A 20,429-nucleotide genomic window follows, 5' to 3' on the forward strand; every position below is an offset into this window, starting at 1 on the left:
TACTACCTGAAAAGGATGATCCCATGATCCCGTCCGTTCTGCCGACCTACAACCGTGCGCCCCTGACATTCGTGAAGGGCGAAGGCGCCTGGCTGACCGAGGCGGATGGCCGACGTTTTCTGGACCTCGGCGCAGGGATCGCGGTGAATGCGCTGGGCCACGCCCATCCGGCCTTGGTGGCCGCGCTGACTGACCAGGCCCATGCGCTGTGGCATGTTTCGAACCTGTACAACATTCCTCAGCAACAGGCGTTGGCTGACAAGCTGGTGGAACACAGTTTTGCCGATACGGTTTTCTTCACGAACTCCGGCACGGAATCCTGCGAACTGGCCGTGAAAATGGCCCGCAAGTATTTCTATGACAAAGGTCAGCCCGAGCGGGTTGAGATCATCACCTTCGACGGTTCCTTCCACGGCCGGTCATCAGCCGGTATCGCTGCTGCCGGGTCCGAGAAAATGACCAAGGGCTTCGGCCCGCTGCTGCCCGGCTTTGTCCACCTGGCATTCGGAGACCTCGATGGCGTCACCAACGCCATCACCGATGAGACCGCCGCGATCCTGATCGAGCCCATCCAAGGCGAGGGCGGCATCCGCCCGGTCCCCGACGCCGAACTCAAGGCCCTGCGTCAGATCTGCGACGACAACGGGCTGCTTCTGATCCTTGATGAAGTCCAATGCGGCGTTGGCCGCACCGGCAAGCTGTTCGCGCATGAGTGGGCAGGGATCACCCCTGATATCATGATGGTCGCCAAGGGCATCGGCGGGGGCTTCCCGCTGGGGGCGGTGCTGGCGACCGAGGACGCGGCATCCGGTATGACCGCAGGCACCCACGGCTCGACATATGGTGGCAACCCGCTGGGCTGCGCGGTGGGCTGCGCGGTGATCGACCAGGTCGCAACCCCGGCCTTTCTCGAAGGCGTCAACCGCAAGGCGGGCCTCTTGCGCCAGAAACTCGAAGGCCTCGTCGCCGATCATCCCGACGTGTTCGAAGAGGTCCGCGGATCGGGCCTGATGCTGGGCCTGAAATGCAAGCTGACAAATATCGACGTGGTCAACGCAGGGTATGACAACGAAGTTATCACCGTTCCCGCCGCCGACAACGTGATCCGTCTGCTGCCGCCGCTGACCCTGACCGAGGACGATATCGCTCAGGCCATGATCCGTCTCGACAAGGCCGCCCAGCAGATCGAGACCCAACTCCAAACCGCCTGATCTTCATCTTTTCCCAAATACTCCGGGGGTGCGGGGGCAGCGCCCCCGGCAACCGACAGCCAGGAAACGAACCGACATGAATCATTTTCTCGACATCCACAAAACCGACGCCGCCGCGCTGCGGTCCATGATCGACCAGGCCGGAGCGATGAAACAGGCCCGGTTGGGCCGCCCCAAGGCCGCGCCCGACGACGAACAGCCGCTGGCGGGCCGCATGGTCGCGCTGATCTTCGAAAAGCCGTCGACGCGGACGCGCGTGTCTTTCGATGTGGGCGTGCGCCAGATGGGCGGGCAAACCATGGTGCTGTCCGGCAAGGACATGCAGTTGGGTCACGGAGAAACCATCGCCGACACCGCCCGCGTGCTGTCGCGCTATGTCGACATGATCATGATCCGCACCTTTGATGAAACCATCCTGACTGAAATGGCCGAATATTCGGACGTGCCGGTGATCAACGGCCTGACCGACCGCACCCATCCTTGCCAGATCATGGCTGATGTTCTGACATTCGAGGAACACCGCGGCCCCATCGCCGGCAAAAAGGTGGTCTGGACCGGCGACGGCAACAATGTCTGCGCCTCCTTCCTGCACGCCGCCGGTCAATTCGGCTTCGATCTGACCTTCACCGGTCCCGCTCAGCTTGACCCGGAAGAAGAGTTCATAGGGTTTGCCCGCCAGAAAGGGTCGAAAATCGTGATCGAAAGAGATCCGCACAAAGCGGTGGAAGGCGCCGACCTCGTCGTCGCAGACACCTGGGTTTCGATGCATGATTCCCAGTCGGCCAAGGAACGCCGCCACAACATGCTGCGTCCCTATCAGGTCAACGCTGAACTCATGTCGCATGCCAAACCGGATGCGCTGTTCATGCATTGCCTGCCGGCCCACCGCGAGGAAGAAGCGACCTCCGAGGTTATGGACGGACCGAACTCGGTCATTTTCGATGAGGCCGAAAACCGCCTGCACGCGCAGAAGGCGGTCATGCGCTGGTGCCTGGGCGTTTAAGGGCGCCGACGGATCTCCCACACCTTCAGCTTGGCGAGTGCGCTTGCGCTCGCCAGCAGGACCAGTGTGCAAAGCGCCGTTTTGGTCATGATCTCCATCGTGCCCTCGATCAGCATGGCGTGAACAACGCTGCCGACAATCGTCACCCCGGCCAGCACGGTGTGGCTCAGCCGCCAAAGACGAAATCGCAGGCGCAGGTGCTGGCGGAAGACACCCATCAGGGCCGCCCCGAAAGCTGTCCACATGGCAATGACGCCCCAGGCCGAGAACGGTGTCGGAGAGGCGAACAACAATGCATCCACCACATCCGGCGGGCTGGTAAGCCACAATCCCGCGACATGGACCACGATCGCCAGCACCAGGGACAGGCCGATCCAGCGGTGAAGGTGGCGGCTCATCATTACCGACAATCCCGGAAGGTATCTCCCGGCCAGAAGCGGTTGCAGCAACAGCAGATCCAGGCTCAGAATCCCGGCAAACCCGCCGAGGATATAGGCAGGATCGCGCCATGCAAGGTAGGGGCTGCCTGCCGCAGCGATCAGCGGAACGGCAAGGGCGGCGATCAGTGTCGCCGAGATGACACCGGTTGGGATCACCGGGATCAGAGCGGTTGCAACACGAAATGCGCAGCCAGCGTCTTGTCCTTGGAACTGGACATCACAGGCCGCAGGAACACGGTTTCGAACGCGTCGCTGTCATAGGCCAGATGCCCGTGCGGTTGACCGAATGCGGGAACGATCTGCGGCATTTCCAGCCGGAATTCACCCTTTTCATTCGTCAAAGTCGCCCCATGGCTTTGCGGGTCACGTTCGTGGCCTTCCGTGGTATGGGCCCAGATCTGAATGCGCTGGCCGGGCAGGGGTGCGCCGTCGCCCGCCCGTCGTACGGTGCCGGTCATCCAGAACCCGCCGCCACCGATCCGGTCCACGATTGGCGCGCCGGGGCGATAGTTGTTTGATCCACCCCGCATCGAAGGCGTCGGCGCAAGCCCGGCTGCGCGGGCAGGCACCAAAAGTCCTGCGGCCCCGGTTGCGACAATGGCAGCACCTTGGGTGATCAGGGAACGACGGGACAGCAACGCATCTGTCATCGAGAAACCTCCAATACGCGATCCAATCTTGTCAGTCTGCGGCTTCCTTCCGAAACATAGCATGTTTCTTTCAAAATCCGAGGCCGTGCGCGGTTGGAAACCTGCACCCTCACGGTTCTGTGTTTGATTCCGTGCGTCGAAACGAATCTCTTTGACCTCTCGTGCTGTGCGGTGCGATGCTCGGGGCCACCAAAACACATCGGGATGATCCTTCCATGACGACAGCAGATCTGGTTACACAGGAAGACATTGCCGCCTTCCAACGCGATGGGGCTGTTGTTCTGCGGTCGAAGTTTTCATCTGACTGGTTGTCATTGCTGCGCGCAGGTATCGACGCCGACCTTGACACTCCAACCGAAAACTTCACCCGTCACACCAGGGATCCGAACGCCCCGGGCTATTTCGAAGACTACTGGGCCTGGAACAAGATCCCGCAATTCAAGGAATTCGTTCACAATTCCCCCTGCGCACCGCTTGCTGCCGGGTTGCTGGGGGCGCCATCCATCAACCTTGTCATGGACAACTGGTTCCTGCGCGAGGCCGGCTCGACCTCGCGCCCGCCCTTCCATCAGGATCTGTCTTACTTCGACTTCGAAGGCACGATGTGTGTCCTTTGGTTGCCGCTGGAACCCGTGACCAAGGAAAACGGCATCGCATTCGTGAAAGGCTCACACCTGTGGGACAAGCTGTTCATGCGGGTGCGGTTTGCCGATGGTCATCCCAGCCATCAACCCACCGAAGTTGCCGGGCAGACCTATCACCCGCCACCTGATGTCAATGCCGACCCCGGCGCGTATGACTTGCTGCAATGGGATCTGGAGCTTGGGGATTGCATTTTCTTCGACATGCGAACGCTGCATGGCGGGCTGTCCTCGATCACGCCGTCGGAAACGGTGCGGCGCTTCACCCTTCGCATGACGGCACCTGATGGTGTCATCCGATATCGCGGCGACTGGGCCAAGGACGAGCGCGCGCAGTTCGAGGCAGCAGGCTATGGCGAGGGGGATCGGATTGACGGACCCTTTTTCCCCCGGCTCTGGCCGCGCTAGATCGGAACGGCGCCGCACTCCATCTGTGCAATCGTGCACTTTATAGGCGGCTTTGCGCGGCTATTTCTTACCTGAGTGAACGCAGACGGCCTGGCCACCTGCAACGAAGGGAGAGCTGAAATGAGTTGGAACCCGACACACAATCCGGACTGCATCTCGGAAAATCCGGCGCTAGACACGTTGATCATCCCGCGTGCCCGTGACCTCGGAGGGTTCGAGGTGCGCCGCGCGCTGCCTTCGATAAAACGACAGTTGGTGGGCCCGTTCATCTTTTTCGATCAAATGGGGCCCGCTGAATTCATCACCGAAGGCGGCATCGACGTGCGCCCCCACCCGCATATCGGTCTGGGCACGGTCACTTACCTGTATCAGGGCGAGTTCGAGCACCGCGACAGCCTTGGCACACATCAGATGATCTATCCCGGCGAGGTCAACTGGATGGTCGCAGGCTGTGGTGTGACCCATTCAGAACGCACCAGCGACGAGACCCGAAGCAGGAAACACAGCCTGTTCGGCATTCAGACCTGGATCGCCTTGCCCGAAGCGCATGAGGACATGGCCCCGGATTTCGAACATCACAAACAGGCCGCGCTGCCGCATCTTCAGGATGCGGGCGTCAGCGCCCGGTTGATCCTGGGGTCGGCCTATGGTGAGACCAGCCCGGTCACGATGTTGTCCGAAACCTTCTATCTCGATGTGCAATTGGAACCCGGCGCGTCCTTCCCTCTGCCTGACGACCACGAAGACCGCGGTGTCTATGTCACGCAAGGTTCGGTCGAAATCGCGGGCGACAGGTTTGACGAGGGCCGCATGATGGTGTTCCGGCCCGGGGACAAGCTGTCTGTCACGGCGGGCGCACTGGGCGCGCGGCTGATGCTGCTGGGCGGAGCGACCCTGAATGAAGACCGCTACATCTGGTGGAATTTCGTTTCGTCTTCGAAGGAAAAGATCGAAACGGCAACCCGTGAGTGGAAAAGCGCCGATTGGGCCAAAGGTGCGTTTCAACTGCCTCCGGGTGACGATCAGGAATTTATCCCTATTTCCAAAGAGCTTGAGCGCACCAAACCCCGGCTGGCCCGCTAGCGTGCGACGTCGGGGGCAAGCGGGCTTGTGTCACGGGCCGTTTGCGGTGATCCTTTTCGGGTGTACCGGAGGGGGTATCATGAAACTTGTCCTTGCAGGCGCAGGCAGCATTGGCTGCTTCTGCGGAGCCTTGATGGCCCGGTCGGGGCACTCCGTGACCCTGTTGGGACGCGCACATGTGCTGGACCTGATCCGTGAGCGCCGGCTCAGGGTCACGGATTTTGACGGCCTTGATTACACGGTCCCGCCGGAATCGCTCGTGCTCAGCGAAGATCCGGCCTGCCTGGGACAGGCCGAACTCGTCATTGTAACGGTCAAATCTGGCGCAACGTCGGATATGGCCGAGCAGATAAGTGCCTTTGCACCCCGGGATGTGCCTGTCCTGTCCTGGCAGAACGGGATCGAGGCCGCCGAGACGTTGCGCAATGCCCTTCCCGGGCGCGACATACGCGCCGGAATGGTTCCGTTCAACGTGGTGCCAAACGGCCCCGCCACCTATCACCGGGCCACGTCCGGAGAGATCGTCATCCAAAGCGGCGCCGGCGATCTGGCCGCGCAGCTGAGCAGCGCGGACCTTCCCGTTGCGTCCAGCGACCAGATCGAGGCCGTGCAATGGGGTAAGCTGGTGATCAACCTGAACAATGCGCTCAATGCCTTGTCGGGCCTCGCGCTGGTAGATCAACTGATGAGCCGCGACTGGCGCAATCTCATGGCGGATCAGATGTCCGAGGCGCTGACTGTCCTCAAGGCGGCGGGTCATCCCGTGGCCTCGACCACACCGCTTCCGGCATGGATGACCCCGCATATTCTGCGGCTGCCGACACCGCTGTTCACCCGGATCGCGGCCCGGATGCTGACGATCGACCCGCATGCGCGAACGTCCATGGCCTATGACCTCATGGCCGAACGCCAAACGGAAATTGACAGTCTGCAAGGGCATATCATCCGGATGGGTCACGAAACCGGAGTGCCAACGCCCATCTGCACGCAGGTGTCCGACCTGATCAAACATGCACCCGATCACCCGTTGTCGCCGGAACAGATCAGGCTCTGACGTCATCGCTCAGGCGAATGCGGTCAGCACCCAGTAAATGATGGCCGACATGGTTGCGGCGGCGGGCACGGTGACAATCCATGCGGCCACGATGGTCATGAAATGCGACCTTCGTACCAGCTTGCGACGGCGGTATTCTTCCGGGGCAAGGTGTTGCGCTGTGCGCTGAAGCTTTCCCTGTTTGCGCCGGCGCTCAGCATCCCACTCGCGGTAGAAGCCGACGCCAAAGACTGCACCAACGGCGATATGGGTCGAACTGACCGGCAGGCCCAGCCAACTGGCCAGAATCACGGTGATCGCCGCCGACAGGGCGACGCAAAAGGCGCGTATCGGGTTCAGCTTGGTGATCTGGCGGCCCACCATCCGGATCAGCCTGGGGCCGAACAGGAACAGACCGAAGGAAATCCCGAACGCTCCGATGATCATCACCCAAAGCGGGATGGAAACCGTTGCGGCGAACTCTTCGAATTCAGCCGCGTGAACAATCGCGGCCAACGGGCCGACCGCATTGGCCACGTCATTTGCGCCGTGGGCGAAACTCAGGAACGTGGCCGAGATCACAAGCGGCAGGCCAAACAGCGTTTTCAGCGACCGGGTCCGGTTCTCCATTCCTTCTGATTTGCGTTTGACCCACGGGACGGTCACGGACCAGGTCAGCAGCCCCACACCCAACCCGATCAGCAAAGCCATCTTGAGGTCGATTGTCACGATCCGCTTCAGCCCTTTGACGGACATATACGTGGCAAAGGCCCCTGCCATCACCGCCAAAAGGATGGGCACCCATTTGCGCGAGGCGGCAATCTTGTCGTCCTGATGCTGGATCTTCGACCTGATCAGCGCCAGAAAAGCCGCCGCAACCGCACCCCCGAGTATCGGCGAAATCACCCAGCTGGCTGCAATTGCGCTCATTGTGCCCCAGCTCACCGCGCTCAGGCCCGCTGCGGCAATGCCTGCACCCATGACCCCACCCACGACTGAATGCGTGGTGGACACAGGGGCACCGATCCAGGTTGCCAGGTTGACCCACATGGCTGACGATATCAGCGCCGCCATCATGGCCCAGATGAACACCTCGTTGTTTTGCACCGAGGCCGGATCGATGATCTCCTTGGAGATGGTCGAGACCACATCACCCCCCGCAAGCAAAGCGCCTGCGCTTTCGGCAATGGCGGCAATCACGATGGCGCCGCCCATGGTAAGCACATTCGCGCCGACCGCGGGGCCCATGTTGTTGGCCACGTCATTGGCACCGACATTGATCGCCATATAGGCCCCGAACGCGGCCGCCGCGACCACGATATGGCTGCCATCCGCCCGACCGAACAGGACCACCGCCGTCAGCCCGGCCAGCGCCATGAAGGCCAGCGCGACCCCCGGTGCCAGCAGGTGGCGCGCGACATGGATGTTGGCGGTCTCGACCCGCGAAATTCGGTGCAGGTCGCTGTCCAACGTTTGCCAGCGTGGTTTCGGATTCGTGTCAGACATGAACTTGGTCAAATATTGAGGGATCGTGCGCCACTAACGGTATCCGGCTGCTCAGGCAAGCTGGGTGCCATCAAAATGTTGCGAATTCCTTACAGTTTGCGCAACAAGGCCTGAAGCTCGGGCTCCTGCACCAGCGTGGCCGCTTCAGCCGGTGAAAACCAGCTGCGCTCGCGCTGATCGGCCTCGGGAAAGTCATCGGCCAGCGCACGTACCGAAATCCTGTAGACATTGGTCAATACCGGTTGCGCTGATCCGTCTTTGAGGATCTTGTCGTAAGTGAATTGACCGATGGGTTCATCGTGAACCGCATCCGCGCGTACCCCGGCCTCTTCCCAGGCCTCCTGAAGGGCTGTTTCCGCGCCACTCAAACCATCGATGGGCCAGCCTTTCGGGATGATCCAGCGTTTGGTGTCACGGCTGGTGATCAGTAGGACCTGGTCCTGCCCGTCATGAACGCGGGTGCACAACGCCGCAAACTGCACCCGTCGGGGGCGCAGGAACAGCGGTCGTCCGACCTCTTCCCAGATATTTTGCAGCCATGCATTCATCAGTTTTTTGTCTGTCTACTCTATGCCTTCAAAGCCGACATGACTTAACACCGGAAATGGTGGGTTTCAAATAGACCTTCCAATTTTGGCCGGTTTTTGAGGGTTTGCCGGGTTGTTTCGTGGATTTTGGGCAAAGCTCGGGTTTTTCTGACGGTTCTATTCCCGTCTGCGCTTCGCCCTCAGCGTGGGATCAGCCCGGGTCGGGTCTTCGGGCCAGGGATGTTTGGGATATTGCGCCCTCATGTCCTTGCGTACATCCGCGTAAGAGCCAGCCCAGAAACCGGGCAGGTCGCGCGTTATCTGGATCGGGCGCTGCGCCGGTGACAGCAGGGTGATCTTCAAAGGCTGGCCGCCGATTGCCGGGTGTCGGGTCACGCCAAACACTTCCTGCAAGCGGACCGAGATTTCAGGCACGGCAGCGCTGTAATCAATTGGCACCTTGCGCCCCAGGGGCGTTTCAAATGACCCCGGAGCGCGCCGGTCCAGGTCCTGCATCTGTGCCCAGTCCAACCGCGCGCGCAGGGCGGGCAAAAGGTCGAATTTCTTCCAGTCTTCGGCGCTTTTGACCCCTGACAGCATGGGCAGCAACCAGTCGTCCATCTCGGCCATCAGGCCCTCGACAGAGAAATCGGGCAAATCAACGCCATCGGCACGCACCAGTTCGACACGGGCGGCCAGGCGCGCGGCGGCACCCTCCAGCCGCAAGCCCAGTTCGCGGACCCCGTCCAGCATCGCGCGCGCCACGGCGTCGTCTGGAACGTCCTTCCAGATGCGGTCATCCAGCGTGATCGCGCCGAACCGCTCTTGCCGCCGCGACACGACCCGCCGCTCGCGTTTCGACCAGGCGCAAGTTTCGACCAAATTGATCTGATCCGCGAACAGATCGCGGATATCGCGTTCCGAAATCTGCGTGGCCATCCGGACCTTCGCCTCGCGCGGGTTGCCATCCGTGTCGATGACGACCAGAAACGGAGCGTTGGCCAGTGGATCCGCACTGTCCAGAACAACGCCTTTTCCCCCTGACAGCACATAGCGCGGCGCGTCACCCTTGCGCCGCTGTCCGATGCGGTCAGGATAGGCCAGCGCAGCCATGGCGGCGGGGCTCAGATCGGCCGAGTCGCCCTTGGCCTGTTTCCGCAGCCGTCTGGTCTCGGCATTGATCCGATCCACGGCGCCCATGTTGACCTGCCAGACCCTGTTGCGCTGAAAGGCCCGGGGATCGCGCAGCGCCTCTTGCCGCAGGGTGATATCCACCGGAGCACCGCGAAGGGGGTCACGCTCTGCCATCAACGCCGCCAAGGGGGCCGCGTTCGGACCGGCCCGCACAAGCATGTGCCCCAGCCGGGGATTCAAGGGCAGCGCCGCCAGGGCGCGCCCATGATCGGTGATCCGCCCATTGGTGTCGAGTGCGCCCAGCATCGTCAGCAAAGCCCGCGCCTCGGCCATCGTCCCTTCGGGAGGTGGAGTCAGGAAGGCAAGATCGGCCGGGTCGGCGCCCCACAGTGACAGCTCCAGCGCCAGCCCGGTCAGGTCAGCCGCTTCGATCTCGGCAGGCGGGTAGGCCGCCAGCGCACCGTCTTCCCCCTTCGACCAGAGCCGGTAACACACCCCTTCGGCCACACGTCCGGCCCGGCCCGCACGCTGTGTGGCCTCGGCTCGGGTCACCCGTTCGGTCACCAGCCGTGACATGCCCGATCCCGGATCGAACCGTGCTCGTCGGGCCTGCCCCATGTCCACAACAACCTTGATATCGGGGATCGTCAGCGACGTTTCGGCAATCGACGTCGCCAGCACGACTTTGCGCCCATGTTCCACCGGGGCAATCGCGGCACGCTGGGCCGCAAAGGGCATGGCTCCGAACAACGGGCGCACAACGCAACTGTCGGGCAGCAGACCGTTCAAAAGGCTTTCAGCGCGTCGGATTTCGCCCTCTCCCGGCAGGAAAACCAGAATCCCACCACCTGACTTGCGCGTGTCACGCTCGGCCTGAACCACCAGATCGACCAACCCATCCAACCGCCGCGCTTGCGGTCCCAATGGCCGATCCAGCCAGCGCGTCTCAACCGGAAAGCTGCGCCCGTCCGATGTGACCAGAGGGGCCGCCATCAACGCGCCGACGGGATCTGCATCCAGCGTGGCTGACATGGCCAGCAGGATCAGATCGTCCCGCAATGCGCCCGTTACCTCGAGGCACAAGGCCAGCCCCAGATCGGCGTTCAGAGACCGTTCATGGAATTCATCGAAAATCACCGCACTGATGCCGGGCAGATCGGGGTCGGATTGCAGCATCCGGGTCAGGATGCCCTCGGTCACCACTTCGATCCGGGTGTCTTTCGACACTTTCGCCTCGCCGCGCACACGGTAACCCACGGTCTGGCCTGTGCGCTCTCCCAAGGTCTCGGCCATCCGTTCGGCTGCGGCCCGGGCCGCCAGCCGCCGGGGCTCCAGCATCACGATCCTGCTGTCGCACAGACCTGCCTCGAGCATTGCCAGAGGAACCCGCGTGGTCTTGCCTGCACCGGGTGGTGCCTGAAGTACCGCGCGACCCTGCGCACGTAAAGTGTCCAGCAGTTCGGGTATGGCGTCGTCGATGGGCAGGCGTATCGTCATCCGGCTCTTATCCGCCATCATGCAGGTGGCGTCCAGTTCTCGCAGGGTGCGAGCACCTTGGTGCAACCCATGGTGCCAAGACCATAACCGGAAGTGTCACGCGGCGCACGAATTGACGCAGCTATTGCCTTGATCGCATTTCCAGAGACCTCCGGTCTGGACAAACGCCCCCGGAGCGCGGCAACTATTCCTGCCTCTAGGATCGGGACAAGAATGCAGACAGACAACCTCAGCGACAGGATTTTGAAGGGCGAGCGCCGGGCGCTGGCACGTGCGATCACTCTGGTGGAAAGCAACCGCGCCGATCATCGCGCACAGGCCAGCGAGCTGTTGGCCCAGCTCGCAGGATCGGGGCGTCAGGCGCTGCGGATCGGTTTGTCGGGTACGCCCGGGGTGGGCAAGTCCACCTTCATCGAAAGCTTTGGCATGATGCTGACGGGGCAGGGGCTGCGTGTCGCGGTTCTGGCGGTTGATCCAAGTTCGGCTCGGTCAGGGGGGTCGATTCTGGGTGACAAAACCCGGATGGAACGCCTGAGCCGCGAGAAGAACGCCTTTATCCGCCCCTCCCCCAGCCAGAGCCATCTCGGCGGCGTTGCCCGGCGGACCCGCGAGGCCATCGCCCTGTGCGAGGCCGCGGGATATGACGTGGTGCTGATTGAAACCGTGGGCGTCGGGCAGTCCGAAACGGTGGTGTCCGAATTGTCGGACCTGTTCCTGTTGCTGTTGGCCCCGGCGGGCGGGGATGAATTGCAGGGTGTGAAACGTGGCATCATGGAGATGGCCGACATCATCCTGATCAACAAGGCGGATGGTGACCTGAAGGCCACGGCGACCCGGACATGCGCAGATTATGCCGGCGCGCTGCGATTGCTGCGCAAACGCCCGCAGGATCCCGAAGGTTTCCCCAAGGCAATGACCGTTTCAGCGGTCGAAGAACAGGGGCTGGAGCAAGCCTGGGACGAGATGCAATCCCTGATCCAATGGCGCCGCGACAACGGTATCTGGGAGGCCAACCGCGCGGCGCAGGCGCGATACTGGTTCGATCAGGAGGTCCGCCATGCCCTTCTGGCCCGGCTCGACACGCCGCAGGCCAAGGCCGAGATGGAACGCCTGAACGCCGAAGTCTCGGCCGGGCGTCTGAACCCGGTCCGCGCGGCCGAGGAACTGCTTGGCACGCTGAGCTGACGGGGTGAAAGGGGCAAGGTTTGAAAGGCGGGCGCAAAATGAAAGAATTCGTCCGGTCCGTCTTGACCCTTCCTGCGATTCCCACTACACGCATCCAACCAGTTTTCGGGCGCGACTTCGGGTTGTGCCCCTTGTGATTTGGCCGAGGGCTTTGTGCCCGGCCTCCAGAAACAAAGGAAGAAACCATGTCGCGCCGTTGCGAACTGACCGGAAAAGGCCCGATGACTGGCAACAATGTCAGCCATGCCAAAAACAGAACTCGTCGTCGTTTCCTGCCGAACCTGAATGACGTTACCTTGCAGTCCGAGACCCTGGGCCGCGGCGTGAAGCTGCGCATCTCGGCAGCCGCTCTGCGTTCGGTTGACCACCGCGGTGGCCTGGACGCATTCCTGGCCAAAGCCAAGGACGAAGAACTGTCGGCGAACGCGCTGAAAGTGAAGAAGGAAATTGCCAAGGCGCAAGCCACGGCCTAAGCCTTTTCGCTTACGGTTTTCAGGCCCTGCACCTCTGAGGTGCAGGGCTTTTTCGTTTTGAGACGCCCGCTGCCGCCTTGCATTGTTTTCAATTTCGAAATTATTTTTCGCCATTGGTGAATTGCTTCACATACGGACTCACGAATCTGACCTAACGTCACTGTTATTCATCAGGCGGGGGCCTCACTATGACGTTAAAAAGTTTCTACCTTTTCCTGTTTCTGGCCGCGGTTTTTCGCAAAGCAATTTCGGCTTGTACGCGGATGCAGCGCAGGGTGAATCGTTCCCACACCAGCTTCAATACAAGCAAGGTGAAACGACCGGGAATTGATTACTGAAACCAGCTTCAAGCGCGACCCTTTGGCGCTTGAAGCTACTCTGCCGACTGACCTATACCCGGGTCAGGATGAGACCAGCCATAACACGATTCCTGCCTTATGTTCTGTCCCTGCTTTTGGTTCTGACCGGGCAGGGCCTTGCGGTGTCCCGCGGCATGGACAGGGCCGTGGGTCAGATGGTGTTGTGCACAGGCACCGGCCCGGTCGTTGTCTATATGGACGAAGACGGACAGCCCACCGCACCACCGCATTACTGTCCAGACTATGCGCTGTCCCTGATGGGCGCGGTTGCCGTCGCCCACCCATCGATGCCTATGGCGCCGAAACAGGCGCAGCCTTCGCCGTTGCGGCATCTGGTCAATCAAATCGCCTTGCCGGTCCCCGGCTCCCCGGCGCGTGCGCCGCCTGTACGTGTTTGAAAACCAACCTTTTTCAAACCTACAATACAGGAGAGGCACGATGTCCCTCAAAACTACTCTGTTTGCAACCCTGGCCGCTGTGACCCTGGCCCTGCCCGCTTTTGCCGAAGGCACCATCAAAGTTGATGACGCCTATGCCCGGTCGTCGGGAAAGACCGCCAAGGCAGGAGCCGCGTTCATGATGATCCAGAATCTGGGCGATGCGGACGACCGTCTGGTCGGCGCGTCTTCGGATGCCGCTGCCCGGGTTGAACTGCACACCCACAAAGTCGACGAAAATGGCGTGGCCAAGATGGTGCATGTCGAGGAAGGCTTTGCCATTCCGGCAGGTGAAACCCACATGCTGAAACGCGGTGGCGACCACGTGATGTTCATGGGGCTGACGGCACCGTTCGAGCAGGGTGCCACGGTTCCGGTGACGCTGATCTTCGAAAAGGCCGGCGAGGTTGAAGTCGAAATCCCGGTCGATCTGGAGCGTCAGGACATGGGCGGGCACGGATCACATTCGAACTAGGGCAACGCCTGTCTTCGGGCCGCGCTGCGGCCGTCATCCATGCGTCAGGCCGGGCATTGCCCGGCCTGTTGTCCTTGTGGCTGCCGCTGGTGCTATTTGTTGATGGTTTTCAGGCCAACACGGTCACCGGCCTGGCGGAATCGGGACGCCAGCCAGAACATGACCGCGGCAATGGCGAGTGCCGAAAAGGCGATACCCCATCCCAGTGCAACAAGCGCGACCGCTGGCCAGATCATCAATACGAGCCCGACGACAAGCGCGACGAAACCCGAGACGCGCATGGAGCCGCGTTGCGGGTCTCTTTCGTGCATTTGCCCAGATGCCGCCAGCGACCCGATCCCGATGATCAGCACCCAGGCGCCCATCAGGAAAAAGGCCAGTTTGACCGTGCCTTCCGGCCAGATCAGCAGGACCAGCCCAATCAGAAGCGCACCGATTGCAGCGCCACCCATCACCCCGCGCCGCCCAACGCCCAAAAGTGTCAGGCCGCCATCGAGGATCAGCAGCACACCAACCAGCCGCAGCAGCAACGCGATGCTGCCCGACGGCCAGAACAGTGCGGCAATGCCGACAAGCCCGGCCAACACTCCGCGCAGCAGAAAGGTCCACCACAGGTTGGAAAGCTGCTCCCCCAGCATGTCGCGCCCGGCCATGCTGCCTTCATCCAGAATTTCACCGGTCCGGGGGTCCTGATCAGCCATTTCTCGTCCTCCAGTCGTTTCGGGGGCAGTCTAACCGAATTAAGCGCGTGTTGTCTGTACCTTAAGTGTGCGGCGCAAGCAGGTGCCCGACCCATCGGGAAACTGTTTGAGTCGCTTTGCCAACCAAACGTTCGTCAAACCCGGATGTGCCCGGCGACGGTTCCAGATTGATCTCGATCGTCCGTGCGCCCGCCGCTTGTGCCTCGTGCACGAACGCTGCCGCTGGATAAACCTGACCCGACGTGCCAATGGCGGCAAAAAGTGACGCGCTTCTCAGGTGGTCATAAATCTCGTCCATGAAATAAGGCATCTCGCCAAACCAGACCACATCGGGCCGGGCAGTGGGCCGCGCGCAGGCGGGGCAGGATTCCCCAACCGCCATTTCGGGCGGGGCGGTCCAGCGATGGCCGCAGGCTGAACACAACGCGCCCGCCAAAGTTCCGTGCATGTGGATGACACCTTTTGCGCCGCCTGCCTCGTGCAGGCTGTCCACGTTCTGGGTGACAATCACGACGTCTCCGGGCCAGTCCCGTTGCAGCCGGGCCAGTGCTTCATGAGCGGCATTGGGTTGCACCTTGGAGGCCTGAACCCGCCGCGCATTGTAAAACCCCTGAACCAGTGCAGGGTCGCGGGCGAATCCTTCCGGCGTGGCGACATCCTCGATCCGGTGCTGGGCCCATAACCCACCCTCATCGCGAAAGGTGCTCAACCCGCTTTCGGCGGATATTCCGGCCCCGGTCAGAATCACGATCTTTTCCATTTCTCCTCCGCGCGGTACAGCTTGGTGCATGTCACACCGTATCCTCTTTGTCTGCCTGGGCAATATTTGCCGCTCACCTGCGGCAGAGGGCGTTTTTCGCGCCCGCGCGCCGCACCACGTAACCGATAGTGCCGGAACCATGGGCTGGCATGCGGGCAATCCGCCCTATGGCCCGATGCAGGCAGCTGCGAAGGTCAGGGGAATTGACCTGGGCGACCTGCGCGCCCGTCAGTTCACGGCTGCCGATTTTGACCGCTTTGACCTGATCCTGGGCATGGACGCCAACAACATCGCGGATATCGAGGATCTGCGCCCCGCCGGCAGTGACACCCCGGTGCGCCTGCTGACCGATTTCGCCCCTGAAACCGGCGCGGATCATGTGCCTGACCCATATTACACACGGGATTTCGATGGCGCTCTGGACCTGATCGAAGCGGCGGTCGAGGGGCTTGCCGCCCATCTGGACAGTTAACCGCCCATCACCCGCAGCGATCCGCTCAGCCAGGGCAGTTTGGCCAAAGCCGGGTCCACGATCTGGTTCTGCATCAGACGCCGTGTCATGCCCGCCACCTCCTGCGGTACCTGATCGGACCAGTCCGTACGCGCCAGCAATGATATGCTGCGCGAGAAATCCCCGAACGGGGCAGGGTGGGCCTCCAGCCCTTCATGGAACCGCGCGGCGCGCATGAAGCCCAGCGGCGTCGTGATCGCCCAACCCAGGCCCCGTGCAACCATGGCCATCAGCGCCATGTGCGAGCCGATCTCGAACCGTTCCTCGAACTCTAGCGCGCTGCGCGCCATATGCGCCTCGATCTGCCGGCTGATCAGTTGCTCGCGGGCATAGCGCAGATACGGCAGGCTGTTCTGTACCGCTTCCACTCCGCCCGACCCCTGTGGTGCAACCAGAATGAACGGATCCCGGACCAGAGGGTACTCGACCACCCCCTCCAGCACTTCTCCGCTATGGGCGGTTACGGCCATGTGCAGGCGTTGTTCGGCCAGGGCCCCGAACAGATCGAGGCTCGACAAGGTGATCAGTTTGAAATTCGAACGGGTCAGGCTGTCGGCCAGCAGCGTGGCCAGTCGCGGGGTCAGATCATTGTCGAAGTCGTCGATCAGCCCGATTGACAGCGTGGTCAGATGCCCCAGATCCATGACCGACAATTCGCTTTGTGCCATTTGCAGCTCGGCCAGAACCGCCTCGGCCCGCGCCAGAAAGCTGCGCCCGGCCTGCGTCAGGCGCATCGGTCGCCGCCCGTGATCGACCAGTTCGGTGCCCAACGCCTTTTCCAGATTGCGCAATTGCTGGGAAACGGACGGCTGGCTGAGCCCGGTGATCTCGGCGGCCTGTGCCACCGATCCCGTCCGCGCCAAAGCCTCGAACACCTCAAGGCCCCGCAGGGTCAGCCCTTTCATCACCATAAGATACACCTTTCGCTGCGCCTTTCTGGGGCGCAGCGTGGATCAGGTCAAGGTTTCAGAAGGACTTAGCTACAGATCGCCTGTGCCATCTGGCCAAAGTTCTGATACCGGTCCCACAGCGCATCGTCGCGCGCGGTCTGCGACATCTTCAACTCCTGCGCCTGATGGGGGTCGGTGAACCATTTGGCCACGGTCTTCTGATCGCTGCGGGTCAGCGCCTGATCCGCCACGCGCTGGATGCAAGAGCACCGATCCCGCGTCGCCGCCGACCGGTCCGACGCCAGACACGCCCGCTTGATCTGCGCCGCATCCGCGACTTGGGCCACCGCCGTCAGCGATGCCGCACAGAATGCGATAAGGAGAAACTGTTTCATACTCGAGCCTCGTTTTTGCCTGCCCGGACGGGTCTGATGCCCCTCTCGGTCTGCGGCGGAGTATGAATCAAAGTGGAATTCGGATCAACGGACAAGATACTGTTGATCAGGAATGTTGCCTCTTTTCTCTTCAGCGTCAGCCTCGCGGTTTCAACGGCACATGAAACCTGATCGACGAGGCCGCGAAAGAACAGATCATCCGGGTTCTGGCTGCTGGTGGACGGTGCCAGCAGCAAGCTCTCGGAAATTGCTCCGTTGGCGTTGATGGCGTTGTGTGTCTCAAGCAGCAGGTGATGGTAAGTTGCACTGTTTTCCTGGCACAGTGTTGCAATGCCCGCATCAACAAGGCTGACGGCTGGAACAAACACTTCGTTCTCTGCGCAAAGGATTTCAGCCAAAGGGTGCGTGACCAGCATTCTGTGTTGCTGTGACACTTTCAAAGGCGCGAAATTCGAAAGCGTTCCCTCGGGAATTTCGACCATTCTGAAACGACCGGCTGTGATGACAGCCTGTTCACCTGTCCAGATGACGGGTAAATAGCCATTGTCATGGGTCCATATCTCATCACCCGGCTTCAGCATTTCGATGGGCCGGTATCCGGATCTGGTTTCGATCAGTGTCCCGCGACAGTAACAAATGGGGCTGACATATGCGTTTGACGCGAAGTTGGGACCTTCCTGTGTACTGACCACCGTCAGAGGCACTCCGGCCGGCGGAAACTGTCCGGGTCCCCCGATGAATGCGATGCCCTCGACGGTACCATATGCCGGTGATGAGTTGTTCACGTTGAACGCAACCGCCTGCCACGTGGTTGTTCCATCTGTCAGCGTAATGCCATATTCGGCTTCAACACGCGTGCCGCTGGAGAAAAGTGTGCCATCGATTGTCTGATCGCCGTTTAACCGCTGATTGCCATCATTGTCGGAAAAATTGGTGTCCGATCCCGCATCCGTGATGAAAACTTCGGTCGGGGCGCGCGAATTGATGGTAATCGTCTCACCAATAAGATGTATCCCCGTGCCCTGATTGATCCCGTCCAGACCCTGCGCCACAGAGACGGACAATTGACCTTCACCCAAAACAAAGATCGAATAGTCGGCCAAGTCTTTCCTGCTTTCTGTTTTTGAAACGGCCAGATGATGCGATCATCTTAACTATTCATTGAATTCCGGTAAATGCCACTGAACAGAAAGGCGCGGGTGGGACCTTTTTTGCAACGCTTCAACGCTTGACGAGGGACAAAACTCCCGACATATCCCAACCCATGACAGACCTCGCTCATATCCGCAATTTCTCCATCGTCGCGCATATCGACCATGGCAAATCCACCCTTGCTGACCGGCTCATCCAAGAGACCGGAACGGTCAAGGATCGCGACATGAAGGAACAGCTGCTCGACAGCATGGATATCGAGCGCGAGCGTGGCATCACCATCAAGGCCAACACGGTCCGCATCGACTATACCGCCGACAATGGCGAGCAGTACGTGCTGAACCTGATCGACACCCCCGGCCATGTGGACTTTGCCTATGAGGTCAGCCGCTCGATGCGCGCGGTCGAGGGTTCGCTGCTGGTCGTGGACTCCACCCAGGGGGTCGAGGCGCAGACGCTGGCAAACGTGTATCAGGCCATCGACGCCGATCACGAGATCGTGCCGGTGCTGAACAAGATCGACCTGCCGGCCTCTGACTGCGACCGCGTGGCCGAACAGATCGAGGACGTGATCGGCATCGACGCCACCGACGCCATTCAGGTCAGCGCCAAGACGGGGCAGGGCATCCACGAAACGCTCGAAGCCATCGTGCAGCAACTGCCCGCCCCGCAGGGCAAGCTGGACGCGCCTCTCAAGGCGATGTTGGTGGATTCGTGGTACGATGCCTATCTGGGCGTCATCGTTCTGGTCCGCATCATGGACGGCACGCTGAAAAAGGGGATGCGGGTCAAGTTCATGTCGAACGGCACCCTGCACCATGTCGACCGCGTCGGCGTTTTCCGCCCCGAGATGGAGATGGTCGACAGCCTTGGCCCCGGCGAAATCGGGTTCCTGACCGCATCGATCAAACAGGTCCGCGACACCCGCGTCGGTGACACCATCACCAATGACCGCAACGGCACCGAAGAGGCGCTTCCGGGCTTCAAGCCCGCGCAGCCGGTGGTGTTCTGCGGCCTGTTCCCGGTGGACAGCGCCGAATTCGAAGACCTGCGCGATGCGATCGACAAACTGGCGCTCAACGATGCCTCTTTCTCGTTCGAAATGGAAACCTCGGCCGCGCTGGGCTTTGGCTTCCGCTGCGGCTTCCTGGGCCTGCTGCACCTCGAGGTCATCCGCGACCGTATCGAACGTGAATATGATATCGAGCTCATCACCACCGCGCCGTCGGTGATTTATCACGTCTACATGAAAGACGGCGAGATGATCGAGCTGCACAACCCCGCCGACATGCCCGACCCGTCGAAGGTCGACCATATCGAGGAACCGCGCATCAAGGCGACCATCCTGGTGCCGGATGAATTCCTTGGCGACGTGCTGAAACTCTGCCAGGACCGCCGCGGTATCCAGCTGGACCTGACCTATGCGGGCAGCCGCGCCATGGTCGTCTATGACCTGCCGCTGAACGAGGTCGTTTTTGATTTCTACGACCGCCTGAAATCGGTGACCAAGGGCTATGCGTCGTTTGACTATCAGATGACAGGCTATACCGAGGACAACCTGGTCAAGATGTCGGTACTGGTGAATGATGAACCCGTTGACGCACTGTCGACCATGGTTCACCGTGACCGGGCCGAGATGCGGGGCCGGGCGATGTGCGAAAAGCTCAAGGACCTGATCCCGCGCCACATGTTCAAAATCCCGATCCAGGCCGCCATCGGAGGCAAGGTCATCGCGCGCGAGACCCTGTCTGCCTTACGCAAGGACGTGACCGCGAAATGCTACGGCGGCGACGCCACGCGGAAACGCAAGCTGCTGGACAAGCAGAAGGCGGGTAAGAAGAAAATGCGCCAGTTCGGGAAGGTCGATATCCCGCAGGAGGCGTTTATTAGCGCCTTAAAAATGGACAGCTAAAGGCTGGCCATTTTTACGGCGGGTGGGCGAAAGCGGTTGGCATAGC

At 61.2% G+C, this 20,429-nt stretch carries 21 protein-coding genes; 11 read left to right on the top strand and 10 right to left on the bottom strand.

The annotated features are described in order from the left end of the window. Positions 1 to 23: 23 nt before the first annotated feature. Both ACR0DJ_RS14545 and argF read left to right on the top strand, forming a co-directional pair. The gene (locus ACR0DJ_RS14545; RefSeq protein ID WP_480685399.1) at positions 24 to 1,211 is read left to right on the top strand and encodes an acetylornithine transaminase; all 1,188 of its coding nucleotides are present in this window, start codon (positions 24 to 26) and stop codon (positions 1,209 to 1,211) included. Between the two features lie 76 nt (positions 1,212 to 1,287). After that, entirely contained in the window at positions 1,288 to 2,214 is a 927-nt protein-coding gene (gene argF, locus ACR0DJ_RS14550; RefSeq protein WP_257600254.1) for an ornithine carbamoyltransferase, read from the top strand. Here argF and ACR0DJ_RS14555 read toward each other — a convergent pair. Both ACR0DJ_RS14555 and ACR0DJ_RS14560 read right to left on the bottom strand, forming a co-directional pair. After that, a complete protein-coding gene (locus ACR0DJ_RS14555) occupies positions 2,211 to 2,810 on the bottom strand; it encodes a ferric reductase-like transmembrane domain-containing protein (RefSeq protein ID WP_480685401.1) in 600 nt (199 codons plus the stop codon). The genes argF and ACR0DJ_RS14555 overlap by 4 nt on opposite strands. 5 nt (positions 2,811 to 2,815) lie before the next feature. Next, the gene (locus tag ACR0DJ_RS14560) at positions 2,816 to 3,304 is read right to left on the bottom strand and encodes a twin-arginine translocation pathway signal (protein ID WP_480685403.1); all 489 of its coding nucleotides are present in this window, start codon (positions 3,302 to 3,304) and stop codon (positions 2,816 to 2,818) included. Positions 3,305 to 3,519: 215 nt separating this feature from the next. Here ACR0DJ_RS14560 and ACR0DJ_RS14565 point away from each other — a divergent pair, with 215 nt between their 5' ends. The 3 genes from ACR0DJ_RS14565 to ACR0DJ_RS14575 all read left to right on the top strand — a co-directional run bounded on the left by ACR0DJ_RS14565 (position 3,520) and on the right by ACR0DJ_RS14575 (position 6,490). Next, positions 3,520 to 4,353 (top strand): phytanoyl-CoA dioxygenase family protein, encoded by an 834-nt coding sequence (locus ACR0DJ_RS14565; RefSeq protein ID WP_480685404.1) that lies wholly within the window; start codon positions 3,520 to 3,522, stop codon positions 4,351 to 4,353. A 120-nt stretch (positions 4,354 to 4,473) separates the two neighbouring features. Beyond that, on the top strand, positions 4,474 to 5,436 hold the full coding sequence (locus ACR0DJ_RS14570) for a pirin family protein (RefSeq protein ID WP_480685406.1): 963 nt from the start codon (positions 4,474 to 4,476) through the stop codon (positions 5,434 to 5,436). Positions 5,437 to 5,515: 79 nt separating this feature from the next. Further along, positions 5,516 to 6,490, top strand: a complete 975-nt coding sequence (locus ACR0DJ_RS14575) for a 2-dehydropantoate 2-reductase (protein ID WP_480685407.1) — start codon at positions 5,516 to 5,518, stop codon at positions 6,488 to 6,490. A 9-nt stretch (positions 6,491 to 6,499) separates the two neighbouring features. Here ACR0DJ_RS14575 and ACR0DJ_RS14580 read toward each other — a convergent pair whose 3' ends face one another. The 3 genes from ACR0DJ_RS14580 to hrpB all read right to left on the bottom strand — a co-directional run bounded on the left by ACR0DJ_RS14580 (position 6,500) and on the right by hrpB (position 11,133). After that, positions 6,500 to 7,975 (bottom strand): inorganic phosphate transporter, encoded by a 1,476-nt coding sequence (locus tag ACR0DJ_RS14580; RefSeq protein ID WP_480685409.1) that lies wholly within the window; start codon positions 7,973 to 7,975, stop codon positions 6,500 to 6,502. Positions 7,976 to 8,064: 89 nt separating this feature from the next. After that, entirely contained in the window at positions 8,065 to 8,523 is a 459-nt protein-coding gene (locus ACR0DJ_RS14585) for an NUDIX hydrolase (protein ID WP_257600259.1), read from the bottom strand. Positions 8,524 to 8,679: 156 nt separating this feature from the next. Next, entirely contained in the window at positions 8,680 to 11,133 is a 2,454-nt protein-coding gene (hrpB, locus tag ACR0DJ_RS14590) for an ATP-dependent helicase HrpB (RefSeq protein WP_480685411.1), read from the bottom strand. Positions 11,134 to 11,346: 213 nt separating this feature from the next. Here hrpB and meaB point away from each other — a divergent pair, with 213 nt between their 5' ends. From meaB to ACR0DJ_RS14610, 4 genes are all read left to right on the top strand, one after another. Further along, positions 11,347 to 12,318: a methylmalonyl Co-A mutase-associated GTPase MeaB gene (gene meaB, locus ACR0DJ_RS14595; protein WP_425079750.1), complete on the top strand. Its 972-nt coding sequence runs from the start codon at positions 11,347 to 11,349 to the stop codon at positions 12,316 to 12,318. Positions 12,319 to 12,503: 185 nt separating this feature from the next. Continuing rightward, entirely contained in the window at positions 12,504 to 12,791 is a 288-nt protein-coding gene (gene rpmB, locus ACR0DJ_RS14600; RefSeq protein ID WP_050603240.1) for a 50S ribosomal protein L28, read from the top strand. A 406-nt stretch (positions 12,792 to 13,197) separates the two neighbouring features. After that, entirely contained in the window at positions 13,198 to 13,548 is a 351-nt protein-coding gene (locus ACR0DJ_RS14605) for a glycosyltransferase family protein (protein WP_480685412.1), read from the top strand. A 40-nt stretch (positions 13,549 to 13,588) separates the two neighbouring features. Continuing rightward, positions 13,589 to 14,062, top strand: a complete 474-nt coding sequence (locus ACR0DJ_RS14610; RefSeq protein ID WP_170345052.1) for a copper chaperone PCu(A)C — start codon at positions 13,589 to 13,591, stop codon at positions 14,060 to 14,062. Positions 14,063 to 14,154: 92 nt separating this feature from the next. Here ACR0DJ_RS14610 and ACR0DJ_RS14615 read toward each other — a convergent pair whose 3' ends face one another. Both ACR0DJ_RS14615 and ACR0DJ_RS14620 read right to left on the bottom strand, forming a co-directional pair. After that, on the bottom strand, positions 14,155 to 14,763 hold the full coding sequence (locus ACR0DJ_RS14615) for an HdeD family acid-resistance protein (RefSeq protein WP_170345053.1): 609 nt from the start codon (positions 14,761 to 14,763) through the stop codon (positions 14,155 to 14,157). A gap of 61 nt (positions 14,764 to 14,824) precedes the next feature. After that, positions 14,825 to 15,523, bottom strand: a complete 699-nt coding sequence (locus tag ACR0DJ_RS14620; RefSeq protein WP_480685474.1) for an NAD-dependent deacylase — start codon at positions 15,521 to 15,523, stop codon at positions 14,825 to 14,827. A 28-nt stretch (positions 15,524 to 15,551) separates the two neighbouring features. On the opposite strand from ACR0DJ_RS14620, the gene ACR0DJ_RS14625 reads away from it, so the two are divergent. Beyond that, complete coding sequence (locus tag ACR0DJ_RS14625) at positions 15,552 to 15,995, top strand: low molecular weight protein-tyrosine-phosphatase (RefSeq protein ID WP_480685414.1); 444 nt, start codon at positions 15,552 to 15,554, stop codon at positions 15,993 to 15,995. Here the strand turns inward: ACR0DJ_RS14625 and ACR0DJ_RS14630 are convergent. The 3 genes from ACR0DJ_RS14630 to ACR0DJ_RS14640 all read right to left on the bottom strand — a co-directional run bounded on the left by ACR0DJ_RS14630 (position 15,992) and on the right by ACR0DJ_RS14640 (position 18,422). Then, a complete protein-coding gene (locus ACR0DJ_RS14630) occupies positions 15,992 to 16,945 on the bottom strand; it encodes a LysR family transcriptional regulator (protein ID WP_480685415.1) in 954 nt (317 codons plus the stop codon). The genes ACR0DJ_RS14625 and ACR0DJ_RS14630 overlap by 4 nt on opposite strands. Before the next feature lie 65 nt (positions 16,946 to 17,010). Then, positions 17,011 to 17,319: a hypothetical protein gene (locus ACR0DJ_RS14635; protein WP_170345056.1), complete on the bottom strand. Its 309-nt coding sequence runs from the start codon at positions 17,317 to 17,319 to the stop codon at positions 17,011 to 17,013. Continuing rightward, positions 17,316 to 18,422 (bottom strand): Hint domain-containing protein, encoded by a 1,107-nt coding sequence (locus ACR0DJ_RS14640; protein WP_425079744.1) that lies wholly within the window; start codon positions 18,420 to 18,422, stop codon positions 17,316 to 17,318. Before ACR0DJ_RS14640 ends, ACR0DJ_RS14635 begins: the two co-directional genes overlap by 4 nt. A 161-nt stretch (positions 18,423 to 18,583) precedes the next feature. Between ACR0DJ_RS14640 and lepA the strand changes: the two genes are divergently transcribed. Beyond that, complete coding sequence (gene lepA, locus ACR0DJ_RS14645) at positions 18,584 to 20,383, top strand: translation elongation factor 4 (RefSeq protein WP_425079743.1); 1,800 nt, start codon at positions 18,584 to 18,586, stop codon at positions 20,381 to 20,383. Positions 20,384 to 20,429: the final 46 nt, after the last annotated feature.

Source organism: Ruegeria sp. BF10, from assembly GCF_056538725.1.